The sequence below is a fragment of the Streptococcus sanguinis genome (assembly GCF_900635155.1).
Taxonomy (GTDB): Bacteria; Bacillota; Bacilli; order Lactobacillales; family Streptococcaceae; genus Streptococcus; species Streptococcus sanguinis_G.
Window position 1 is genome coordinate 204,440 of record NZ_LR134002.1, and the last position, 22,936, is coordinate 227,375.

23 protein-coding genes and 1 pseudogene are annotated in these 22,936 nt (G+C 41.8%); 22 read left to right on the forward strand and 2 right to left on the reverse strand.

Annotated features, from left to right (window positions below; translation table 11 throughout):
- The first annotated feature begins 131 nt into the window (after window positions 1-131).
- The 9 genes and pseudogenes from ELZ47_RS01085 (at window position 132) to ELZ47_RS01125 (ending at window position 7,377) form a co-directional block, all read left to right on the forward strand.
- Window positions 132-821 carry a gamma-glutamyl-gamma-aminobutyrate hydrolase family protein gene (locus ELZ47_RS01085; RefSeq protein ID WP_002907876.1) on the forward strand — a complete coding sequence of 230 codons (690 nt, stop codon included), beginning with the start codon at window positions 132-134 and terminating at the stop codon, window positions 819-821.
- A 217-nt stretch (window positions 822-1,038) separates the two neighbouring features.
- A complete protein-coding gene (locus ELZ47_RS01090; protein ID WP_126435012.1) occupies window positions 1,039-1,482 on the forward strand; it encodes a dUTP diphosphatase in 444 nt (147 codons plus the stop codon).
- A gap of 1 nt (window position 1,483) precedes the next feature.
- The gene (locus ELZ47_RS01095) at window positions 1,484-1,999 is read left to right on the forward strand and encodes a histidine phosphatase family protein (protein ID WP_126435013.1); all 516 of its coding nucleotides are present in this window, start codon (window positions 1,484-1,486) and stop codon (window positions 1,997-1,999) included.
- Between the two features lie 12 nt (window positions 2,000-2,011).
- A complete protein-coding gene (radA, locus tag ELZ47_RS01100) occupies window positions 2,012-3,373 on the forward strand; it encodes a DNA repair protein RadA (protein ID WP_126435014.1) in 1,362 nt (453 codons plus the stop codon).
- A gap of 114 nt (window positions 3,374-3,487) precedes the next feature.
- Window positions 3,488-4,204, forward strand: a complete 717-nt coding sequence (locus tag ELZ47_RS01105; RefSeq protein ID WP_126435015.1) for a TIGR00266 family protein — start codon at window positions 3,488-3,490, stop codon at window positions 4,202-4,204.
- Window positions 4,205-4,317: 113 nt separating this feature from the next.
- A pseudogene (locus ELZ47_RS01110) lies at window positions 4,318-5,012 on the forward strand (TIGR00266 family protein).
- A 148-nt stretch (window positions 5,013-5,160) separates the two neighbouring features.
- On the forward strand, window positions 5,161-5,658 hold the full coding sequence (locus ELZ47_RS01115) for a beta-class carbonic anhydrase (protein ID WP_126435016.1): 498 nt from the start codon (window positions 5,161-5,163) through the stop codon (window positions 5,656-5,658).
- Between the two features lie 97 nt (window positions 5,659-5,755).
- Window positions 5,756-6,622 (forward strand): ABC transporter permease, encoded by an 867-nt coding sequence (locus tag ELZ47_RS01120; protein ID WP_126435017.1) that lies wholly within the window; start codon window positions 5,756-5,758, stop codon window positions 6,620-6,622.
- Window positions 6,619-7,377 (forward strand): ABC transporter ATP-binding protein, encoded by a 759-nt coding sequence (locus ELZ47_RS01125; protein WP_126435018.1) that lies wholly within the window; start codon window positions 6,619-6,621, stop codon window positions 7,375-7,377. The genes ELZ47_RS01120 and ELZ47_RS01125 overlap by 4 nt, the downstream gene beginning before the upstream one ends.
- A gap of 196 nt (window positions 7,378-7,573) precedes the next feature.
- Here ELZ47_RS01125 and ELZ47_RS01130 read toward each other — a convergent pair whose 3' ends face one another.
- Window positions 7,574-9,055, reverse strand: a complete 1,482-nt coding sequence (locus tag ELZ47_RS01130) for a M protein trans-acting positive regulator PRD domain-containing protein (protein ID WP_126435019.1) — start codon at window positions 9,053-9,055, stop codon at window positions 7,574-7,576.
- Between the two features lie 305 nt (window positions 9,056-9,360).
- On the opposite strand from ELZ47_RS01130, the gene ELZ47_RS01135 reads away from it, so the two are divergent.
- The 5 genes from ELZ47_RS01135 to ELZ47_RS01155 all read left to right on the forward strand — a co-directional run bounded on the left by ELZ47_RS01135 (window position 9,361) and on the right by ELZ47_RS01155 (window position 11,318).
- The gene (locus ELZ47_RS01135; RefSeq protein WP_125330794.1) at window positions 9,361-9,600 is read left to right on the forward strand and encodes a GlsB/YeaQ/YmgE family stress response membrane protein; all 240 of its coding nucleotides are present in this window, start codon (window positions 9,361-9,363) and stop codon (window positions 9,598-9,600) included.
- Between the two features lie 55 nt (window positions 9,601-9,655).
- Entirely contained in the window at window positions 9,656-10,237 is a 582-nt protein-coding gene (gene amaP / locus ELZ47_RS01140) for an alkaline shock response membrane anchor protein AmaP (protein WP_125330795.1), read from the forward strand.
- Window positions 10,238-10,248: 11 nt separating this feature from the next.
- Window positions 10,249-10,419, forward strand: a complete 171-nt coding sequence (locus ELZ47_RS01145) for a DUF2273 domain-containing protein (RefSeq protein ID WP_125330796.1) — start codon at window positions 10,249-10,251, stop codon at window positions 10,417-10,419.
- A gap of 14 nt (window positions 10,420-10,433) precedes the next feature.
- Window positions 10,434-11,033: an Asp23/Gls24 family envelope stress response protein gene (locus tag ELZ47_RS01150; protein WP_125330797.1), complete on the forward strand. Its 600-nt coding sequence runs from the start codon at window positions 10,434-10,436 to the stop codon at window positions 11,031-11,033.
- A gap of 81 nt (window positions 11,034-11,114) precedes the next feature.
- The gene (locus tag ELZ47_RS01155; RefSeq protein WP_126435020.1) at window positions 11,115-11,318 is read left to right on the forward strand and encodes a CsbD family protein; all 204 of its coding nucleotides are present in this window, start codon (window positions 11,115-11,117) and stop codon (window positions 11,316-11,318) included.
- 112 nt (window positions 11,319-11,430) lie between these two features.
- Here ELZ47_RS01155 and ELZ47_RS01160 read toward each other — a convergent pair whose 3' ends face one another.
- Window positions 11,431-12,483 (reverse strand): TIGR00341 family protein, encoded by a 1,053-nt coding sequence (locus tag ELZ47_RS01160; RefSeq protein WP_126435021.1) that lies wholly within the window; start codon window positions 12,481-12,483, stop codon window positions 11,431-11,433.
- Between the two features lie 1,213 nt (window positions 12,484-13,696).
- Between ELZ47_RS01160 and ELZ47_RS01165 the strand changes: the two genes are divergently transcribed.
- From ELZ47_RS01165 to argH, 8 genes are all read left to right on the forward strand, one after another.
- Window positions 13,697-14,398 carry a hypothetical protein gene (locus tag ELZ47_RS01165; RefSeq protein WP_002908613.1) on the forward strand — a complete coding sequence of 234 codons (702 nt, stop codon included), beginning with the start codon at window positions 13,697-13,699 and terminating at the stop codon, window positions 14,396-14,398.
- Window positions 14,399-14,419: 21 nt separating this feature from the next.
- On the forward strand, window positions 14,420-14,560 hold the full coding sequence (locus ELZ47_RS11910) for a hypothetical protein (protein WP_172455808.1): 141 nt from the start codon (window positions 14,420-14,422) through the stop codon (window positions 14,558-14,560).
- A 647-nt stretch (window positions 14,561-15,207) separates the two neighbouring features.
- Complete coding sequence (locus ELZ47_RS01175; RefSeq protein WP_126435022.1) at window positions 15,208-16,875, forward strand: ribonuclease J; 1,668 nt, start codon at window positions 15,208-15,210, stop codon at window positions 16,873-16,875.
- Window positions 16,876-16,949: 74 nt separating this feature from the next.
- Window positions 16,950-17,729 carry an alpha/beta hydrolase gene (locus ELZ47_RS01180; RefSeq protein ID WP_126435023.1) on the forward strand — a complete coding sequence of 260 codons (780 nt, stop codon included), beginning with the start codon at window positions 16,950-16,952 and terminating at the stop codon, window positions 17,727-17,729.
- A 106-nt stretch (window positions 17,730-17,835) separates the two neighbouring features.
- Window positions 17,836-19,293 carry a glutamate--tRNA ligase gene (gltX, locus tag ELZ47_RS01185; protein WP_126435024.1) on the forward strand — a complete coding sequence of 486 codons (1,458 nt, stop codon included), beginning with the start codon at window positions 17,836-17,838 and terminating at the stop codon, window positions 19,291-19,293.
- Between the two features lie 89 nt (window positions 19,294-19,382).
- On the forward strand, window positions 19,383-20,018 hold the full coding sequence (locus ELZ47_RS01190) for a DUF6287 domain-containing protein (RefSeq protein WP_125330804.1): 636 nt from the start codon (window positions 19,383-19,385) through the stop codon (window positions 20,016-20,018).
- Window positions 20,019-20,193: 175 nt separating this feature from the next.
- Window positions 20,194-21,393 carry an argininosuccinate synthase gene (locus tag ELZ47_RS01195; RefSeq protein ID WP_125330805.1) on the forward strand — a complete coding sequence of 400 codons (1,200 nt, stop codon included), beginning with the start codon at window positions 20,194-20,196 and terminating at the stop codon, window positions 21,391-21,393.
- 14 nt (window positions 21,394-21,407) lie between these two features.
- Window positions 21,408-22,793: an argininosuccinate lyase gene (gene argH / locus ELZ47_RS01200; RefSeq protein ID WP_125330806.1), complete on the forward strand. Its 1,386-nt coding sequence runs from the start codon at window positions 21,408-21,410 to the stop codon at window positions 22,791-22,793.
- The last annotated feature ends 143 nt before the right edge of the window (window positions 22,794-22,936 follow it).

Here is a 22,936-nt window from a genome sequence, read left to right on the forward strand (position 1 = left end):
AGAGTTTTTTATTTGAGAGACATGCAGAGTCTTTGATAAAAAATTTTTATAAGCAGCTTAAAAAAAATCTATTGGACGACTGAGAAAAGGCGTGGTAAGATATACTATATCAAATAAGGAGGAATCACGGTATGTGCAGAACGATTGTTGGAATTTCAGCCAATCTTTGTCCAGTTGATGAAGCTGGAAAGAATATTCACACCTCTGTTTCACGCAAGTTTGTGGACGGCGTACGAATGGTTGGTGGCCTGCCGATGGTGATTCCCGTTGGGGATAAAAGTTTAGTTCAGGATTATGTGGAAACGATTGACAAGCTGATTTTGTCAGGTGGGCAAAATGTTCACCCGCAGTTTTATGGGGAAGAGAAGACCATCGACAGTGACGACTACAATATTGTTCGAGATGAGTTTGAGTTGGCACTCTTGAAAGAAGCCCTGCGCCAAAACAAGCCAGTCATGGCTATTTGCCGCGGTCTGCAGTTGGTAAATGTTGCTTTTGGCGGCACTCTCAATCAGCACATTGATAATCACTGGCAGGGCTTGCCATTTGGTACTTCGCACTCCATTCGCACGGAGAAAGACAGCGTTGTGGAGCGTTTGTTTGGTCAGGCCAGCCAGATTAATTCGGTTCATCGCCAAAGCATCAAGGACTTGGCGCCTAATTTCCGCGCGACAGCTTTTGATCCAAGAGACAATACCATCGAAGCGATTGAATCGGTTGACAATCATCGTATCATCGGTCTTCAATGGCATCCGGAGTTTTTAATAAACGAAGAAAAGGGCAATTTGGAGCTGTTTCAGTATCTCTTGCAAGAGCTGTAAAAAATTATTTCATTTTTTTAAGTTACTTTTAGGAAAATTTAAGATAAGTGTTCTATACTAAGACCATAAACAAAGACCTCCTAACTTTGTTTAGAAATCCTAAAACTTTTCTTTTTCATAATAATCTCCCTATAAGAACCGCCCAATTGGCGGTTTTTTTGCTTGTTCTTTGCGAATTTAGTATAATAGGGACAGCAAAAATAGAAAAGAGAAATACATGAAAATTCGTGGGTTCGAGCTGGTTTCCAGCTTTACAAATGAAGATTTACTGCCTAAGAGAGAGACGGCTCACGCAGCTGGCTACGATTTGAAAGTGGCAGAGCGCACCCCTATTGCGCCAGGGGAGATTAAGCTGGTTCCGACTGGTGTCAAGGCCTATATGCAGCCTGGCGAGGTGCTTTATCTTTACGACCGCTCGTCCAATCCTCGGAAAAAAGGTCTGGTCTTGATTAACTCCGTTGGGGTCATTGACGGCGACTACTATGGCAATCCTGGAAACGAAGGCCATATCTTTGCCCAGATGAAAAACATCACTGATCAGGAAGTGATCCTCGAAGTTGGCGAACGTATGGTGCAGGCTGTCTTTGCACCATTTCTGATTGCGGATGGAGATGAAGCTGAGGGCGTGCGGACCGGCGGATTTGGATCGACAGGACATTAGTATGAAAATCATTTTTATCCGTCATGGGGAGCCAGATTATTCACTTTTGGAAGAGGCTGGCTATACTGGCTTTGGACTAGATTTGGCTCCCTTGTCAGCTGCTGGTCGTCGGATGGCGACAGAGGCTGCTACTAATCCTTTGCTGGAACAGGTGGAAATTCTGATTTCCTCTTCTGTGACGCGGGCTTTGGAGACAGCTTCCTATCTGATTCGAGACCGCCAACTGCCGCTTTTTGTGGAGCCTTTGCTGCATGAATGGCAGGTATATGAGAGTGGGATAGAAAAGTTTGAGCAGGCTCGGGAGTTGTTTTTTGAAAATAATGGTTGTCTTCCTGCAAGAAGTCCTGTCCAGTATGAAACGGCTGAGCAGATGAAAGCCCGCTTTTTCCGTGCCTTAAGCAAATACAGAGACTATGAGGCGGTAGCTCTTGTAGCCCATCGCATGCTCATCCGCCAGTTTGTTCCAGATGAAACTATTGATTTCTGCCAGTTTATTGAATGTGAATTAGAAATATAAAGGAGATATCTCATCGCTAAGAAAAAAACGACCTTTGTCTGTCAAAATTGTGAATATCATTCGCCCAAGTATCTAGGCCGCTGTCCCAATTGTGGCTCTTGGTCTTCTTTTATTGAGGAAGTAGAGGCTGCAGAAGTCAAGCATGCCCGTGTTTCCTTGACTGGCGAAAAGACTCGGCCTATGAAGCTGGCTGAGGTCACTTCGATCGATGTCAACCGTACCAAGACAGAAATGGACGAGTTCAATCGTGTGCTGGGTGGTGGCGTAGTGCTTGGCAGTCTGGTTCTGATTGGCGGGGATCCTGGTATCGGGAAGTCCACCCTGCTTCTGCAGGTATCCACCCAGCTTTCTCATCAGGGCACAGTCCTTTATGTCAGCGGGGAGGAATCAGCTGAGCAGATTAAGCTGCGGGCGGAACGCCTCGGTGATATTGACAGTGAATTTTATCTCTATGCTGAGACCAATATGCAAAACATCCGCACGGAGATTGAGAAAATCAAGCCAGATTTTCTGATTATTGACTCCATCCAGACGGTTATGTCGCCGGAAATTTCCAGCGTTCAAGGCTCTGTTTCTCAGGTCCGTGAGGTGACCGCGGAGCTCATGCAGCTGGCCAAGACCAACAATATCGCGACCTTTATCGTTGGTCACATGACCAAGGAAGGAACCTTAGCTGGCCCCCGAACGCTAGAGCACATGGTGGACACAGTGCTTTATTTTGAGGGCGAACGTCAGCACACTTTCCGTATCTTGAGAGCAGTCAAGAACCGCTTTGGTTCGACCAATGAGATTGGTATTTTTGAAATGCAGTCTGGCGGACTAGTTGAGGTTATCAACCCCAGTGAAGTCTTTCTGGAAGAACGGCTGGATGGTGCGACAGGCTCTTCTATCGTCGTGACTATGGAAGGAACACGGCCGATTTTAGCAGAGGTACAGGCTTTGGTGACACCGACCATGTTCGGCAATGCCAAGAGGACCACGACTGGTCTAGACTTTAACCGAGCCAGCCTCATCATGGCAGTTCTGGAAAAGAGGGCAGGACTCCTCCTGCAAAATCAAGATGCCTACCTCAAGTCTGCTGGCGGCGTCAAGCTAGATGAGCCAGCGATTGATTTGGCAGTAGCAGTAGCCATTGCTTCCAGTTACAAGGATTTACCTACCAATCCCCAAGAGTGCTTTATCGGTGAAATTGGCCTGACTGGTGAAATCCGCCGGGTCAACCGCATCGAGCAGCGCATCAACGAAGCAGCAAAGCTGGGTTTCACCAAAGTCTACGCTCCTAAAAACTCTCTGAACGGTCTCAAAGTTCCAGACAATATCCAAGTCATCGGTGTGACGACGATTGGGGAAGTCTTAAAGAAAGTATTTTCCTGATTTAACAGTATTGCGAAAAGTTGTTGTGCGTGCTATAATATTGCTAGAAAAACAGGATTTGTCTGGAAATTCCTATAAGTTATTTTTCCAGATTTTTTAGGAGGATAATCAACCATGGTAGATCATCGTATGAATGTTTCTATTACCAATAATGCTCAATTTCCCTTGGCGGAGATTGCCTTAGATGCATCAGAGTCTGTTCGTATTCAGACCGGGAGCATGATATACCACACTCCCAACGTTGTCTTAAATGCTAAAGTGAATGCAGAGTCTCAATCAATCTTTGGCATGGCAATCCAAGCTGTGGGTCGTTCTATGGCTTCTGGCGAAGGAGTGTTTATCACTGAAGCAACTGCTCAATCAAATAACGGTCGTCTAGCCTTAGCGCCTAATGTACCTGGTCAGATTGTTACTCTGGAACTAGGCGAAAAGCAATACCGCCTTAATGATGGAGCTTTTCTGGCTATGGATGGTTCTGCCTCTTATACTTTGGAGAGGCAGTCGGTAGGTCGAGCTCTCTTTGGTGGCCAAGGAGGCTTTTATGTGATGAGTACCCAAGGTCAGGGGACACTCTTGGTAAATTCCTTTGGCTCGATTCAAAAGGTCGAGCTACATAATGATAGGATAACGATTGACAATGCCCACGTAGTAGCATGGAGTCGAGAGCTGGAATATGATATTCATTTAGAAAATGGTTTCTGGCAGTCTATGGGGACTGGCGAAGGAGTAGTCAATACCTTTCATGGAACTGGGGAAATTTACATCCAAAGTCTCAATATTGAAACCTTTGCAAATGTTCTTCGCCCACACCTGAATATTGACAATTCTTGAAAATTTCTAGGAGAGACTCAGGCAGTCTCTTCTTTTTTGATGCTTCAGTTTTCCTTTGTCCAAAATATATGAAAATGTTATAATCAAGTCATAATAAGAAGGAGGCATTTCTTATGCGATTTTCTATGGACAGTAATATGCAGTTTCCTTTGGTTGAGTTGTCGCTCAATCAAGGAGAAACCGTCTTTATCCAGCGTGGCAGCATGGTCTACCACACGCCGAATGTGACCCTGAATACCCAGCTCAATGCAAGCGGTTCTGGTTTGGGACGTTTTGTCAAGGCTGTAGGGCGTTCGATGGTTTCTGGTGAAAGTACCTTCATTACCCAGGCTGTTGCCCAGTCTGATAATGGTTACCTTGCTTTGGCACCAGACGCTCCTGGTCAAGTCATTCCTCTTCAGCTAGGTGAAAAGCAATATCGCCTAAATGACGGTGCTTTCTGGCTCTTGATGGTACGGCTTACTATACCATGGAGCGTCAGTCTGTTGGCAAGGCTCTCTTTGGCGGTCAAGGCGGTCTCTTCGTTATGACGACCCAAGGACAGGGCACTCTTTTGGCTAATGCCTTTGGTTCTATTAAGAAAATTGAGCTTCATAACCAAGAAGTGACTATTGACAATGCCCATGTAGTAGCTTGGAGCCAGTCTTTGAATTATAATATCCATCTGGAAAATGGCTTCTGGCAGTCTATTGGAACGGGTGAAGGAGTCGTCAACACTTTCCAAGGAACTGGTGAAGTCTATGTGCAAAGTCTCAATCTTCAAACCTTTGCAGGCTCACTCAGCAAGTATATTCCAAGAAGCTCATAACAAATAAAACTAGGACAGAAGATCAGGCTATATGCTGGATTTACCTGTCCTATTTTTTTATAACAAAGTCGAGAACTGACAAATAGTAGAAAAGATGGTAAGATAATATAAAATTATTTGAATATCAAAGTATTAGCAAGGGGAAAGAATGTCATATTTTGAAAATTTTATGAAGGCCAATCAAGCTTATGTCGATCTGCATGGAACGGCACATCTGCCGATCAAGCCCAAGACCAAGGTAGCTATTGTGACCTGCATGGACTCTAGGCTCCACGTGGCTCAGGCTCTGGGACTAGCACTAGGAGACGCCCATATCTTGCGCAATGCCGGCGGTCGGGTGACGAAGGACATGATTCGCTCACTGGTCATCTCTCAGCAGCAGCTAGGAACGCGAGAAATCGTAGTTTTGCATCATACAGACTGCGGAGCACAGACCTTTAAGAATGAGGATTTTACCGCCTATCTTCATAAAGAACTGGGAGTCGATGTCAGCGATCAGGACTTTTTGCCCTTTACAGATGTAGAGGAAAGTGTGCGCGAGGATATGGCCTTGCTGCGGCAGTCACCGCTGATCCCAGCTGATGTAGAAATCTCTGGAGCGGTTTATGATGTAGATACTGGTCGGATGACAGTTGTTGAGGAATAGTTGGGAAGTCAATTTCTTTGTCTGCGCATCGGCATTGAAATTGGCTCCTTTTTTATGTTAAAATAGAGAAATGATTTTAATTAGTTAGGACAATGTTATGATTCTTTCCATTATTTCTCAGGGACTGGTTTGGGCCGTTTTAGGTCTAGGTATTTTTATGACCTTCCGGATTCTGGGCTTTCCTGATATGACGACAGAAGGCTCCTTCCCCTTGGGCGGGGCGGTGGCAGTTACCTTGATTACCAAGGGAGTCAATCCTTTTCTGGCAACAGCAGCGGCTGTTTTAGCGGGCTGTGCTGCGGGTGCCGTGACAGGTCTGCTTTATACCAAGGGGAAAATTCCGACCTTACTTTCTGGGATTTTGGTTATGACCTCCTGCCACTCTATCATGCTGATGCTGATGGGCCGTGCCAATCTAGGGCTTTTAGGCAGCAGTAAAATTCAGGATGTTCTGCCCTTTTCAGGGGAAGTCAATGACCTCTTGACTGGTTTGATTTTTGTCAGTCTGGTGATTGCAGCTCTTCTCTTTTTCTTGGATACTAAGCTAGGGCAGGCTTATATCGCGACCGGAGATAATCCGGATATGGCTCGCAGTTTTGGTATCAATACCGACCGTATGGAGTTGATGGGACTGATTCTGTCAAATGGCTTGATTGCTCTGGCTGGAGCGCTGATTGCCCAGCAGGAAGGCTATGCAGATGTGTCCCGCGGGATTGGAGTAATCGTAGTTGGTCTGGCTAGTCTTATCATCGGTGAGGTGCTCTTCCAGAGTCTGACCTTGGCAGAGCGTCTGATTACCATTGTAGTTGGTGCGATTGCCTATCAGTTCTTGATCTGGGGCGTTATTGCTCTCGGCTTTAATACCAACTATCTCCGTCTTTACAGTGCGGTGATTCTGGCCGTCTGTCTCATGATTCCAACCCTGAAAAATAAATTCTTTAAAGGAGCCAAGTTAAGCAAATGACAGCGATTGTAGAATTAAGAAATGCAACCAAGTTTGTAAAGAGCGGCTTTGATGAAGAAAAAATCATCCTAAATGATGTTTCTTTAGACATTCACGAGCATGATTTTATTACAATTTTAGGCGGGAACGGTGCAGGAAAGTCAACCCTGTTCAATGTCATTGCCGGCACTCTCCCCCTAACCAGCGGCAGCATTCATATCTTGGGGGAAAATGTCACTCATTTTTCACCAGAAAAGCGAGCCAAGTACCTGTCCCGTGTCTTTCAGGATCCTAAGATGGGAACGGCTCCGCGGATGACAGTGGCGGAAAATCTTCTCATTGCCAAATTCCGAGGCGAAAAGCGTGGCTTGGTGCCCCGTGGGCTCAACAGTTACAGGGAAGAATTTCAGGCGACGATTGAGAAAATCGGCAATGGCCTGGACAAGCATCTGGATACACCGATTGAATTTCTTTCTGGTGGGCAAAGACAGGCCTTGAGTTTGCTCATGGCAACGCTCAAGCGTCCAGAGCTTTTGCTTCTGGATGAGCATACTGCGGCGCTGGATCCCAAGACCAGTGTAGCCTTGATGGAGCTGACCAATGAATTTGTCAATCGTGACCGCCTTACAGCTCTTATGATTACCCATCACATGGAGGATGCCCTCAAATACGGCAACCGACTAATCGTTATGAAAGACGGGCAAATTATTCAGGACTTAAACAAAGATGAGAAAGCCAAGATGACTATTGCAGATTACTATGGCTTGTTTGAATAGGCTTGCTAAGAGTTTTGTAAAAACAAGAGAAAGAATATGTACTAAATAATGTACTGCTCCCACAAAGTTAGACAATTAATATTCAAAAGGCTCTGGTTCTCTGTTAAATAGGACTATGTCCTTTTTCTTCAAATTGCCCTAATAGATGAATAAAAACCGCTAGATTGCGGTTTTTTTGTTATCAAAATGGTCCAAATCACTCATCTAAGCGAATAAACATCATTGCGTTAAGTAAGGAGATGAGTGCGACCGTATTAATATTATTGGAATAGATCAGTCTCTTGTTCTCAATAGGGGGAATAATAAAATTAGAAATGATGATATCGTAAGGTGATTCTTTTAAAGAATCGATTGATAGTTCTAATTCATTCCAAACTTCAAGTTCAAAATTGTTGCTGCAATAATAAGAAAGTGTCTCTGCTACTGATCTTGCATGATACTGATCAAAATTACTCATGACTAAAACCTTTAATTTAGGCTGATTTTGTAAAAGATTCAGCACTAAATGTTTGCTGTGAGTGATAAAGGTATAGGATAGATGGTTGACTTTCATTGGTGTGCTATGGATATCCAAAGTCTCTAGATAATGTTCAATCCCTTTTTTAACATCTGAAACAAATTGAGGGAAAATATTTTGAAAGTTCTTGATTGTATTCCCTTTTTGATCAAACAGAATAAATTCTGTAGATAATTCCTGACGATGCAGATGTGCTGTATTATGCAGATGCCAAATCAGATTGTCCTTATTGTCAATTTTAAGATTATAATTGCTTTCTATCTGATCAATTAAATCACTTAATAATTGATACGAATTTTTTACATAGCTATCTGTTTTTGCGCAGCTCATAAATAGATTTTCATCAATGAAAAACATTTTTTGAAAATAGGAGACAAATAGTTGGCCTATCACTTCTTTATTCAAAGAGATATGATATTCAGAATCAAAGCTCGCTACAATGTCTTCGATTCCTTCTGCTTGCATGAGAGATTCTAACAATTGATTGTTAAAAGAATCTTTCTCAACTTCCAAGAAATGACCAAACTTTATTCGATATAAATTTGTAACCAGGAGCAATTTTAACATTCGTTGAGTTGCGAAATTGACAGGAAATGCAGTTTCTTGATAGACCAGTTCTAACAGCTTACACAAAGGTTCTACTGAAAAATCTGTAAAGGGCCATTCAAGAAAATAATATTTTTCTGAAAAATATTGTGCAAAAAAATAACGGATATCAATCTCATCTCCAATAATCCGAGCAGGATTGAGACTAATTTTAAAATTATATTGTTTTTTTATAATTTTGTTAATGTGACTGATTATACGATAGAGTGAGGAAGAGCTTATATAAAACTCTTTGCAAATACTCTCGGTTTCATATCCTTCGTTAAAGAAGATGAATTCTAAAATTGAAAAATATCTTGAGTGCTTAAAAAAATAGTGATAGACCATCTCAATATCGCTATCATCGGTATTAATGATACGTATGCCATTAGTGGAAGAGTGAAAAATCAATTCAGGAAAAGAGGACTTGACATGGGCTAAATCATCTTTTACTGAACGTTCTGTACAATTCAATAGTTCAGCCAACTCAGAAATATGAAACCAGCGTTTGTTTTTAAATAGTAGTTCTAATAGTTCTAATTGTCTGTGGCTTTTTTTAGACAATAATTCTCTCATTTTAACATATTATCCTTCATTACATGGTGTTTTAATTATCACATAATTATACCATTTTTTATTCGTTTATCTTAAGTAAAGAAATTTTTTAAACATCAATTATGTTACAAAAAGAACTGCAAACGCTTTAATATAGGCCTTTTACTAAATATATGTACTTTTTGTACAGAAATAAAGCAAAGAAAATAAGCATAAAAGTTGCTTTTTTATGTCAAAAAATTATATAATTATGTTAATCAAAAAATAATAGTAAAAATTATTATTAAACAATTTTGATTTAGAAAAAATTAGAAAGGAGAATCAATATGCTTTGGTCTATTATTGTTGGAGGTCTTATTGGTCTTATTGCTGGATCAATCACTAAAAAAGGCGGCTCAATGGGCATTATTGCAAACGTTGTTGCAGGTTTAGTTGGTTCTGCTGTCGGTCAGTCACTTTTGGGAGCTTGGGGTCCTAGTTTGGCTGGTATGGCTCTGATTCCTTCTATAATTGGCGCAGTTATTGTAGTAGCTGTTGTATCATTTATTTTGGGTAAAAAGGCGTAATTTTTCTTTTTATATTCAAAATACAATTTAAAATTTAATGATGAGGGGATTCAATATGTCAAAATCAAGAAAAATACTTTCCATTATTTTCTGTATTTTAATCTTGACAATTTTGATTCCTGTTTTACTAGATTTTCATAAAGTCAGCGGTCTGGGGCTCCAGATGTTCGGTTGGAAACTATTCACTTGGAAGCAGATTCCTTTTGTAGGATACTTTCTTTCTCGATATGTTTTCTGGGGCACAGTGGTTTTAGCAAGCTTAATCTTACTCTTGATCTTAGTGATTCTGTTTTATCCTAAGAGACCTATGGAAATTCAGCTAGCTGATGGGGACGGTAAACTGATGCTGAAAAATTCAGCCATTGAAGGATTTGTTCGTAGTCTGGTAACAGACCACGATCTGATAAAAGATCCTACCGTTTCCGTCAATAGCCGAAAAAACAAATGTATGGTTTCTGTTAAAGGAGCAATCGTTCCTTCAGAAAACATAATCAAGAGAAGTCAGTTGATTCAAGAAGAAATTGAGACTGGATTGAAGCAATTCTTCGGTCTCAATCATACTGTCAAGCTTAAAATCTCTGTATCAGACTTCAAGCCAAAAGCACCGGCTAAAAAAACTACTAGCCGTGTAAAGTAAGGAAGTAAAAAATGGAATTGTTTAAAAAATATCAATATCCAATCTTGTCTGGATTAGCAGGAGTTATTCTAGCCTGTTTTATCCTATCCTTTGGCTTCTTTAAGACTCTCTTTGTCTTGATTTGCGCTACTCTAGGAGCAGGAATTGGATATTATATTCAAAAAAATAATATATTTAAATAATAAAGGAGTTTAATATGTCACATAAAGATGTTAAAGAAGTAAAAGATGTTGCAAAGAAGGAAGTTGCTCAAGCAACTCATGAAGTAAAAGGTGAATTGACTTACGATGATAAAGTCATTCAAAAAATTATTGGTATCTCTTTAGAGAAAGTTTCAGGTTTGCTGGCTGTTGACGGTGGCTTCTTCTCTAACTTAAAAGATAAAATTGTCAATTCTGACAATGTCACTCATGGTGTCAATGTTGAAGTTGGTAAAGAACAAGTAGCAGTTGACTTGAATGTAGTCGTGGAATATCAAAAGAATGTTCCTGCATTGTATGAAGAAATCAAAAAAGTTGTTGTAGAAGAAGTATCTAAGATGACTGATTTGGAAGTTGTTGAAGTAAATGTCAATGTTGTTGATATTAAAACGAAAGAACAACACGAAGCGGATTCAGTAAGCCTTCAAGACCGAGTGACAGATGTCGCTGAATCAACAGGTGAATTTGCTTCAGAGCAATTTGAAAAAGCAAAATCTGGCATTAGCGGTGGCTTCTCAGCTGTTCAAGAAAAAGTTGGCGATGGAGTAGATGCTGTTAAAGATGCTACATCAAAGGAAAACTCTCGCGTTCGTTAATCTAGTAATCAGGATTAGGAATACTTATCTTGTTTGATTTCTTCAAACAATTGAAGCGAATGAATAATGGAGGTATCAATTATGTCTACAGAAGAAAAATTCAACCAAGCTAAAGGTTCTGTTAAAGAAGGCTTTGGCAAATTAACTGGTGATAAAAAAACAGAAAAAGAAGGAGCTGCTGAAAAAGTAGTTTCTAAAGTTAAAGAAGTTGCAGAAGATGCCAAAGATGCTGTTGAAGGCGCAATCGAAGGCGTTAAAAACATGGTTAAAAAAGACGATAAATAAAACCAATAGTTGATTTTCCTTATAAAAAGTTTTTGTTAACTATAGTAACTAAAAAGAGAGAACATTTAATCCTGTTCTCTCTTTTTTGTGTATTTGGCTAGAAAAATTGTTCCTATTCCTTGTTTTTAGTTGGAGTTTCTTTCTTCTCCTTATCAATTTTTTGAAGTTCATGGTCATTTTTATATTGAATAATATACTCGACTATGTCTTTTTCGGTCAATCGATCATTGGATAATTGTGAAATTTGAATTGAAATATGTTTCAAACCATAATCGTTTTGTTTACTAAGAATTTCTTTTACTTCCTCATCTGAAAGATAGTTTCCTGAAATAGTTAACTTTAAAGTATTGCCTTCTTTATCATAGTTCTTTTTTAGGATTGTGTTCTCTTTAAACTGATCAGATAAGTATTTATTTATAGATTCATTGATTAAGGTCTCTCTCACTAAGGTAGTCGCTGAAACCAAACTTGGAATAATAAGAATAAGCGAAACTAGAATTAATATTTTTCGCATTTTATAGGCTTCTTGATTGTGTTTAATGTAATGATTTTTCACCATAGTTAAGCTCGTCCCTATGTATGTAGCAAGCATAATAAAACTACAGTTAATGAAAAATAAGTAGGATGCTCCTAACATAAACTCAAAGTTTCCCGTTGCTATAGCATAGCCGACAGTACATACTGGGGGCATAAGAGCTGTTGCGATAGCTACTCCAGGTACAATGTTATTTGCTTCTTTTTTACGTGCTCCAATAACTCCAGCTACCCCACCCACAAAAGCTATAACTACATCCCAAATTGTTGGTGAAGTTCTGGCAATAATTTCTGAACTTGCATAAGAAATTGGAGAAATAAAAAAATAAACCGTAGATGCTAAGAGGCTTAACAAAACTTGAATAGAAAGAATTTTAAACGACTTTCTGAGCAGTTTCATATCTAGTATTGCTAATGAAAAACCAATTCCAATAATAGGTGTCATTAATGGAGAAATCAACATTGCCCCAATGATAACTGGAGTGGAATCCATGTTTAAGCCAATAGATGCAATCAACATTGCACATAACAAGGTAGCTAAATCGCTTCTTGATAAATCTAAATCATCGTAGAGCCTATCTCTAAATTCAACTAAAGAATAAAGTTTATCCTCTTTTAAAATTTTTCTCATAATAGTATTCCCCTTATTAAAGTCCTCTAAATTATAAATTCATGCAAAGCAATGAATGAAATAAGTAATATTCCAAATGAAATACCGGAAGAAGTATACAACCGTTATTTATTTTAACATAAAAAATTACGATTAGAATCTAATTTCTGAGAAGAGGTTTCTTAACATTCTTACTGGATTAAAAAAGCAACACATACTGAATTATTAATCGAATAACAAAACAGCATCTAGTTTGACAGCCTTTTTTCTTTGTGTAACTACTTTTTCAAAATTCTTAAAATATTTTTGTATTTTTAATGTGTAAACGCTTGCAAAATTCTGGATAGAGTACTATAATAGAGTTAAAGAAATAGAAAGAAAGGAAACCAAAGTCATTCGCTTTTAAGTTTACTTTGTTGGTATAGTTGTTTGTAATACATAAGTAGTTGCTTTACTTGACATATTGGTTGAATTGTCAGACAGGCCTGCTTAGCTTGCCTGATTGTAACGATAGTATAGAAAGTAGAAGCTTTTAGATGGTTTTCAAACTTCGAGAATTCAATCAATAGTGCTTTATTATGTTATAGAGATTTCCAATGCTAAGATAAAAAGAAAATCATTAGCGGTTGAAGGAATTAAAAGTTTATAAAAAATAATAAAAACAATAAATAAAAAATTGTTATTCAGTTACACCTTGGATGAACTGATTGCTCTCATACCAGCGAAGTAAACCAGACCTCTAGCCGAGTAAAGCTAGAGGTCGTTTTTTTTTGCTACGATTGGCATGCCGTGTATCTGGGGTGAGAGCCCTCTGGGGCCTGTTTTCTTGTGCTTTGCAAGTATAAGATACCGTTGACGGGAAAGGGTTTTCATTGTATATTTATATTAGGGATGGTGATTGGAAAACAATTAGCAGTTAGGAGGGTATGATTATGTCGATTATAAGAAAAGTTCAAATGTATCTTTTGCTTCTGTTTTTCTCTTTGAACAGTGTCTTGCCAAGTCAGATTGTCTTTGCGGAACAGTCGCAGAATGGTGTCTAAAGATTTGATTGACAAATACCGCTGGATTTCGCTGATTCAGTACAATGGCATGCGGGTCAGCAAACGGATGCTCCGATACTATGGTGTTGACTGGTGATAAGCAATTTGCAAGACCAAGTGAGCCAATAAAAGGTGAGAAACCCGAATATCATACAGCTTGATATTCGGGTTTTTGGAAAGGTAAAGAGAAAATGAAGCTGAAAAAAGAAAAATGTCGGCACCAGCTGTTTGACTATGAGACCGACTATGTCATCTGCCCGGCATGCGGTGAGCCTATTGCGGAGAATATACCGAATAATCCCAATTTCAAGCTGCAGATGATTCGGAGGAGTCGGAAGTATAAAATATTCTTAAGATGGAAAAAAGGTTATTTCTTTTTCTTGTTTTTAATATTATTTTTAATGTTATTCATTATCTTCAATTATCAATTCTTGGATAGTTTAGTGATTAAAAGCTACGGGATTACAGGTATTGATTCTTTTGAGCCTATTCTCAAATGGAGCTTCTATCCCTTCAAAGATGTTGTAGAGACAGCGGCCGTCCTCACTTTTATTCTTGCAGGACCTCAGCTTGATAGACGAGAATGGCTGAGACGCTGGCATCTTCAAAAGCATGCACATTACTATTTGGCATCATATCTGTATCCAGTAATCAGAGTAGCAAATTATATTCTGTTAATTTATCTAGGCAGTGAATTTTGGAGTAAGCTTATTTATTTAGAAGAGATGGACTTGTTGAATTATCACTTAGGTGGTCAGGAACTGATTTACGCTAGCGCGGTCTATGCTAAGGAAAATCTTCGCGGCCTCTACATTGTGCTGGGCCTTAATTTTCTTGCAGACTGCTGGCTCTTTTTCTACCAGCGCTTGGCTATATGGGTGAATCGTTTTTAGGATTTATGAAAGAGTATGAATATGAAAAAAGAAAAATGCCGCCACCAACTGTTTGACTATGAAGCCGACTATGTCATTTGTACGGCCTGCCTCTTTCTGCCTCTGATCTTTCCTTGCCATATCGGTCTTTGGGTAGCAGTGATTGGAATTTTGACGACCTAAATCCTGCCCGGCTTTCTCAGTAATCCCAATCACAGTTTTGTCTCGGCTGATCTCAGCCCTATCGATTTTCCTCATTTGATTGAGCGGCTGTTTCTTTTGGACATTATCACTTTTGGGTAGAAGTTGATTGGGCTTTCCGAGTATTTCGGAAATGAAAATTTCTCCCCCTGTCTGTCCTTCTGCCCTAAACTCCTTGTAATAAGCTAGAACGTAGATTCTCAATGAGGTTTCTGCTTATAGAGGTAGCGCTTCCGATTCTAAGCTTGATAGCTAGCCTGCTGTTCTTTTCTGCTCATGCTCTGGCAACGGTCGGGCTGGCTTTCTTGGTTATAGCTGCGATAATGGTTTATTTTGTCCGTTTTAATCTGACTGGCAAAGCCTAACCCTAAAAAGGGACAGTTTGCGGCTGTTTCTTTTTTGTTGTCGGTGTGTTTTTTCGTGGTTAGAAAAATAGCTCCATTCTAAGTGACAATGGAAAAACAATTTTTCTTTGTTTTGAAAAAAGCTGAAAAAATGCTATAATAGGTTAGATATGCGAACCTTAAGTTTGCAAGACTGTAATTCGACTTGGCTAGCCAAGGACCGTTAGTAATAAAATAAAGAATCTTTGATAAAAGTGAGGTTCTGAAAATTGAATAGGAGAAAAAATGAGCAAGAGCAATATTAAACTGATTGCTTTGGGCGGCGTACGTGAAAATGGGAAAAATCTTTACGTTGTCGAAGTGGATGATTCCATTTTTGTATTGGATGTTGGGCTGAAGTACCCAGAAAATGAGCAGTTGGGCGTGGATTATGTCGTTCCCAACATGGACTATTTGTTTGAAAACAAGAAGCGGATTGCGGGTGTCTTTCTGACGCACGGGCACGCGGATGCGATTGGTGCTCTGCCTAATCTTTTGGCAGATGCTAAGGTGCCGGTTTTTGGATCAGAATTGACGATTGAGCTAGCTAAGCTTTTTGTTAAAAATAACGATGCAGTTAAGAAATTCAATGATTTCCATGTGATTGATGAGAATACCGAGATTGAATTTGGCAAAACCGTGGTTTCCTTCTTCCGGACGACTCACTCGATTCCTGAGAGTTTGGGAATTGTCATCAAGACCAGAAAAGGCAGCATCGTTTATACAGGTGATTTCAAGTTTGACCAGTCTGCCAGCCCGTCCTATGCGACAGACTTTGGCCGTTTAGCTGAAATTGGCCGCGAGGGTGTTCTGGCCTTGCTCAGTGATTCAGCCAATGCAGACAGTAGTGTTCAGGTGGCTAGTGAGAGCGAGGTTGGCAAGGAAATCGAAGATACGATTGCCGACTGGGATGGCCGCGTGATTGTTGCGGCGGTTGCCAGCAACTTGTCTCGTATCCAGCAGGTCTTTGATGCAGCTGCTGAGACTGGTCGTCGAGTTGTTTTGACAGGCTTTGACATTGAAAATATCGTCCGTACGGCTATCCGCCTCAAGAAGCTGTCCTTGGTGGACGAACGCCTTTTGATCAAGCCTAAGGAAATGTCTAAGTTTGAAGACCATGAGCTGATTATCTTGGAGACTGGCCGGATGGGTGAGCCTATCAATGGTCTGCGTAAGATGTCAATCGGCCGCCACCGCTATGTGGAAATCAAGGAAGGCGATTTAATCTACATCGTAACGACGCCGTCTATTGCCAAGGAAGCGGTCGTGGCTCGTGTAGAAAATATGATTTATCAAGCGGGTGGTATTGTCAAGCTGATTACCCAAAACCTGCGGGTTTCAGGTCACGCAAATGCGCGTGATTTGCAGCTCATGATTAACCTGCTGCAGCCTAAGTACCTCTTCCCTATTCAGGGTGAGTACCGTGGCTTGGATGCTCATGCTAAGGCTGCCATGGAAATTGGCATGCTGCCGGAAAATATCTTCATTCCTAAGCGGGGCAGCATCATGGAATACGACCATGGTGATTTTTTGCCAGCTGGTGCTGTGTCAGCAGGAGATGTCATGATTGATGGGAATGCGATTGGTGACGTGGGCAATATCGTCCTGCGCGACCGCAAGGTCTTGTCTGAAGATGGTATTTTCATTGTGGCACTCACAGTTAACCGGAAGGAAAAGAAAATCATTTCCAAGGCTAAAGTACACACCCGGGGATTTGTCTATGTCAAGAAGAGCAGAGATATTTTGCGCGAAAGCTCTGACATTATCAATAAAACAGTGGAAGACTATCTGGCGCAGGATAGCTTTGACTGGGGTGAGCTGAAAGGAGCTGTCCGTGACAGTTTGGCCAAATATCTCTTTGACCAAACCAAGCGTCGCCCAGCTATTTTGCCGGTTGTTATGGAAGTGCGGTAAAAATCTGAACACAAATACAAGAAAAGTCGGGCTTCGGCTTTTTCTTGTCAGAAAGATACGAAGGAGAAATGCGAATGGCAGTGATGAAAATAGAGTATTATTCTGAAGCTTTGGAGATGGAATGGGGCGTCAATGTCCTCTATCCAGACGCGGCTCGCGTGGACAAGCCGGACGATAAGGACATTCCTGTTTTGTACCTGCTTCATGGTATGAATGGGAATCACAATAGCTGGCTCAAGCGCTCAAATATTGAGCGTCTGGTTCGCTCGACCAACTTGATTGTTGTCATGCCTAATACCAGCAATGGCTGGTACACCGATACTCAGTACGGTTTTAACTATTACGAAGCCATCGCTGAGGAGCTGCCTCGGGTGCTCAAGCGCTTTTTCCCAAATATGTCAGATAAGCGGGAGAAGAATTTTATCGCAGGCCTTTCCATGGGCGGATACGGAGCCTTTAAGCTGGCTCTCAAGTCTAACCGCTTTTCATACGCGGCTAGTCTTTCTGGGGCTTTGAGTTTTCTTGATGCTCGTCCAGATAATGCTGAAATGGCAACACCGGCCTATTGGCGGGGAGTTTTTGGAGACTATAAAGACTGGACCAGCAGCCCTCATTCGCTGGAAAGTATAGCCAAGCAATCTGATAAAAAGACTAAGCTTTGGGCATGGTGTGGCGAAGAGGACTTTCTCTACGAGGCTAATCAGAAGGCAGTAAAAAACTTGCAAGACTTAGGTTTGGAGATTACTTATAGCCACAGTCCAGGTAAGCATGAGTGGTATTACTGGGAAAAGCAGATGGAGAATGTGCTGGCTTGGCTTCCTATCGACTTCCAGCTGGAAGAGCGCCTGTCGTAAAAATAGACTGTAAAGTCGTATTCTGCCCTCAGAGTATGATATAATGATTACGTTTGAAAATCGGAGTGGGAATAATTCCCCGAAACACAAATAGGAGAATGGAACTTTGACAAAAGCGATTCGAGTGCGTTATGCACCAAGTCCGACTGGACTTTTACACATCGGAAATGCGCGGACTGCGCTCTTTAACTACCTCTATGCTCGTCATCATGGCGGGACCTTCATTATCCGTATCGAGGATACAGACCGCAAGCGCCATGTAGAAGACGGAGAACGCTCACAGCTTGAAAACTTACGCTGGTTGGGTATTGACTGGGATGAAAGCCCTGAGACTCACGAAAACTACCGCCAGTCTGAGCGCTTGGATATTTACCAAAAATACGTTAATGAACTTTTGGACAAGGGCTTAGCTTACAAGTCCTATGTGACTGAGGAAGAATTAGCGGCTGAACGGGAACGTCAGGAAGCAGCTGGTGAAACACCGCGTTATATCAATGAGTTTCTAGGCATGTCAGAGGAAGAAAAGGTAGCCTATATTGCTGAGCGTGAAGCAGCGGGCATCATTCCAACGGTTCGTCTGGCTGTCAATGAAGCTGGTGTCTATAAGTGGACTGACATGGTCAAGGGCGAAATTGAGTTTGAAGGTGGCAATATCGGTGGTGACTGGGTTATCCAGAAGAAAGACGGCTACCCAACCTACAACTTTGCTGTGGTTGTTGATGACCATCTGATGGAAATTTCACATGTTATTCGTGGAGATGACCACATTGCCAACACGCCTAAGCAACTCATGGTTTATGAAGCTCTAGGCTGGGAAGCTCCAGAATTTGGGCATATGACCCTGATTATCAACTCTGAAACAGGCAAGAAACTGTCCAAGCGCGATACCAATACCTTGCAGTTTATCGAGGATTATCGCAAGAAGGGCTACCTAGCAGAAGCAGTCTTTAACTTTATTGCACTGCTGGGCTGGAATCCTGGTGGAGAGCATGAGATTTTCTCTCGTCAAGAATTGATTGAGCTCTTTGATGAAAAACGTCTCAGCAAGTCCCCAGCTGCCTTTGACCAGAAGAAGCTGGACTGGATGAACAATGAATACATCAAGAATGCGGATTTTGACACAATCTTCGCTCTGGCTAAGCCGTACTTGGAAGAAGCGGGCCGTTTGACAGATAAGGCAGAAAAGCTTGTAGAGCTCTACAAACCGCAAATGAAGTCTGTAGACGAAATTGTGCCACTGACAGACCTCTTCTTTGCGGACTTCCCAGAGTTGACAGATGCGGAGCGTGAGGTCATGGCTGGTGAAACGGTACCGACCGTGCTGACAGCTTTCAAAGAAAAGTTAGAAGCTATGTCTGATGCAGATTTTGTGACGGAGAATATTTTCCCGCAAATCAAGGCTGTCCAAAAAGAGACAGGAATCAAGGGCAAAAACCTCTTTATGCCGATCCGGATTGCCGTTTCGGGTGAAATGCATGGACCAGAGCTACCAGATACGATTTACCTGCTAGGCCGAGAAAAATCTATCCAGCATATCGAAAACATGCTGAATCAAATTCAATAAGATGAACCAGCTTGAAAGCTGGTTTTTACTTTGCAAATTTTTATTTTTATGTCACAATTGTAATAAGAAAATACCTTAAGGAGAGAAAAATGAAAAAATGGATCATCATCTTGATTGGAGGACTAGTAGCCTTACTCGTGCTGGTAACCTGTAACCAAAAGAAAGAGCAGACGACTCCTGCTTCCAACAATTCTAAAGTAAGTTCGACTAGCTCTGCATATTCTAAAAAGTCTGAAAGAGGGACCGGTTCGAGCGAACTTGATGGTCAAGCGGATAATCAGGAAACTTCTGATACAGGCCCTCAGCAGAATTCGGAAACTGAAGCTGAAAAGTCTGCCAAGGAAACTAGCAAAGGAGAGAAAGAGACGGCATCAACTTCTAGTTTGGATATGAAGGCTATTGCTTCTGGAGATTTTTCCAGCATGATTGGTACTTGGCAGGATGCCAAAGGGAACAGTTATACATTTGATGCGTCAGGTATTGAGTCAGATGTTGCCAAGCTTGAGACAGGAGATTACTCTGGGCCAGATGAAAATGGGATTTACCGAGCAGGGATTCGTTGGAAAAACCAAACCGGTGCTGCCTTTCTTATAATTCCAGCAGGAAAGAGTCTGCCAGCTGGGGAGACTGTCAATGGGACGGATCCGACTGATACCAGTCAAGATCGTTTCATCATCACCCAGAGCGTTTCCGAACATCCCGATGTTTTTTACCGTGTAAAATAAGGAGTCTTGACAGACTCTTTTTTTCTTATTTTGAGTCCAGTATATAATATATTGATTTTGAATAAAAATTGATAAAACGTTTTTATTTTAATAAATATTAAATTTCCTCTTGACATTCGCATTTTCATACAGTAGAATGTTTAAAAATAAAATGTAGAAGGATAGAGGTAATCGCATGGTTAAAGAGAAAGTCATTTTAGCTTATTCCGGCGGCTTGGACACTTCGGTGGCTATTACTTGGCTGGACAAGGATTATGATGTGATCGCAGTCTGCATGGACGTAGGTGAAGGAAATGATTTAGATTTCATTCATGACAAGGCGCTGAAAGTTGGCGCTATCGAATCACATGTTATTGATGTTAAAGACGAGTTTGCGGAAGACTACGTCTTGGTTGCTCTGCAAGGACACACCTTCTACGAACGAAAATATCCTCTAGTGTCCGCTCTGAGCCGACCTTTGATTTCTAAGAAATTGGTTGAAATTGCTCACAAGACAGGGGCGACAACCATTGCCCATGGCTGTACCGGAAAAGGAAACGATCAGGTTCGTTTTGAAGTGGCTATCGCCTCCTTGGATCCCAGTCTCAAGGTCATTGCTCCGGTTCGGGAGTGGAAATGGTCTCGGGAAGAAGAAATCAATTATGCCAAAGCTAATGGTGTGCCAATTCCTGCGGATCTAGATAGTCCATACTCAGTCGATCAAAACCTTTGGGGACGAGCCAATGAGTGTGGTGTCTTGGAAAATCCTTGGAATGAAGCACCGGAAGACGCCTATGATTTGACAGTTGCGCCAGAAGCAGCACCAGACAGCCCAGTCTATGTAAATATTGAATTTGAGGCAGGTGTCCCAGTTGCTTTAGATGGCAAAAAGATGAAGCTGGCGGACTTGATTCTTGAGCTAAATGACATAGCAGGACAACACGGTGTTGGGCGGATTGACCATGTGGAAAACCGTCTGGTTGGGATTAAGTCTCGGGAAATCTATGAATGCCCTGGTGCTGTGACTCTCTTGGCTGCCCACAAAGAAATCGAGGATTTGACTCTAGTCAGAGAACTGGCCCATTTCAAGCCGATTATCGAAAACGAGCTGTCTAATCTCATCTATAATGGTCTCTGGTTTAATCCAGCGACAGAAGCCCTGATTGCCTACCTTAAGTCCACCCAGCAGGTGGTCAATGGCACAGCTAAGGTGAAGCTTTATAAGGGATTTGCGACAGTCGTAGCGCGTAAGTCTGACAATTCTCTTTACGATGAAAGTCTGGCCACTTATACCAGTGCAGATACTTTTGACCAGGATGCTGCGATTGGCTTTATCAAGCTGTGGGGGCTTCCATCTAAGGTTCACGCAGAGGTTCAGGCTCACAAAGACAAATAGAAAGGGGCTTTCCTATGGCGAATCATAAACTGTGGGGCGGACGTTTTGAAGCCTCTCTGGAAGGCTGGGTAGAAGAGTTTGGTGCTAGCATTGGCTTTGACTATCGTCTGGCTCCTTATGATCTGCAGGGCAGCCTAGCCCATGTCAAAATGTTGGGGCAGACAGGAATCATTGCTCCAGAGGAAGCGGCTGCTATTCAGGCAGGATTGGAAAAGCTGTTGGCGCGCTATCAAGCTGGAGAGCTTGAGTTTGATGTTGCTAATGAAGATATTCATATGAATATGGAGGCTCTTCTGACCGAGGAGATTGGGCCAGTAGCTGGTAAGCTCCATACGGCTCGCTCCCGTAATGACCAGGTGGCGACAGATATGCACCTTTATCTCAAGGATCAGCTCGGTCAGATTGCGGATAAACTCTTGAATTTGCGACAGGTGCTGCTGGACTTGGCAGAAGAGCATGTAGAGACCATCATGCCAGGCTATACCCATCTGCAGCATGCCCAGCCGATTAGTTTTGCTCATCATCTGCTGGCCTATTATCAGATGTTCAGCCGGGATAGTCAGCGCTTTGCCTTTAATCTGGAGCATACGGATTTGTCTCCTTTAGGAGCAGCGGCTCTGGCGGGGACAACGTTTCCGATTGACCGGGAGCTGACGGCTGATTTATTGGGTTTCAAAGGACTTTACCACAATTCCTTGGATGCGGTCAGTGATCGAGATTTTATCTTGGAGTTTCTATCTAACAGCAGCATTCTCATCATGCATTTGTCTCGTCTCTGCGAGGAGCTGATTAACTGGTGCAGCTATGAATACGGCTTTGTCAGCCTGTCAGATACCTTTAGCACCGGGTCTTCCATTATGCCGCAAAAGAAAAATCCGGACATGGCGGAGCTGATTCGGGGTAAGAGTGGCCGGGTCTATGGCCATCTCTTCAGTCTTCTGACGGTTATGAAATCCCTGCCCTTAGCTTACAATAAGGACCTGCAGGAAGACAAGGAAGGCATGTTCGATACAGTTGATACCATCCAAAAATCGCTGGATATTATGGCGGGTATGCTGTCTAGCATGACGGTCAATAAGGAAAGAATGCTGGTTTCAACTCAGCAAGACTTCTCCAATGCGACGGAATTGGCTGACTACCTGGCCAAGAAAGGACTGCCTTTCCGGGAAGCCCATGAGATTGTCGGAAAGTTGGTGCTGGAATGCAGCAAGGCAGGCTATTATCTACAGGATATCCCGCTGAACCGCTATCAGGAAGTGTCGTCGCTGATTGAGGAAGATATTTATCAAGCTCTTGAGTCGCAGACTGCTGTACAAAAGCGGAATTCCCTTAGCGGAACGGGATTTGCACAGATCCGTCAGGAGTTGGAAAGAGCGAAGAAACAGCTGGAAAAGGAATAGGATATAAGGGACATCGCAAGGGAATTGCGGTGTTTTTAATGTGAATTGACCTTTTAAATATTTGCAAAAACAGCGTCATAGCAGGACTTATTGGCATTTTCGAAAAATATGGTATAATAGATATAATTTTGGTGGATGGAGTT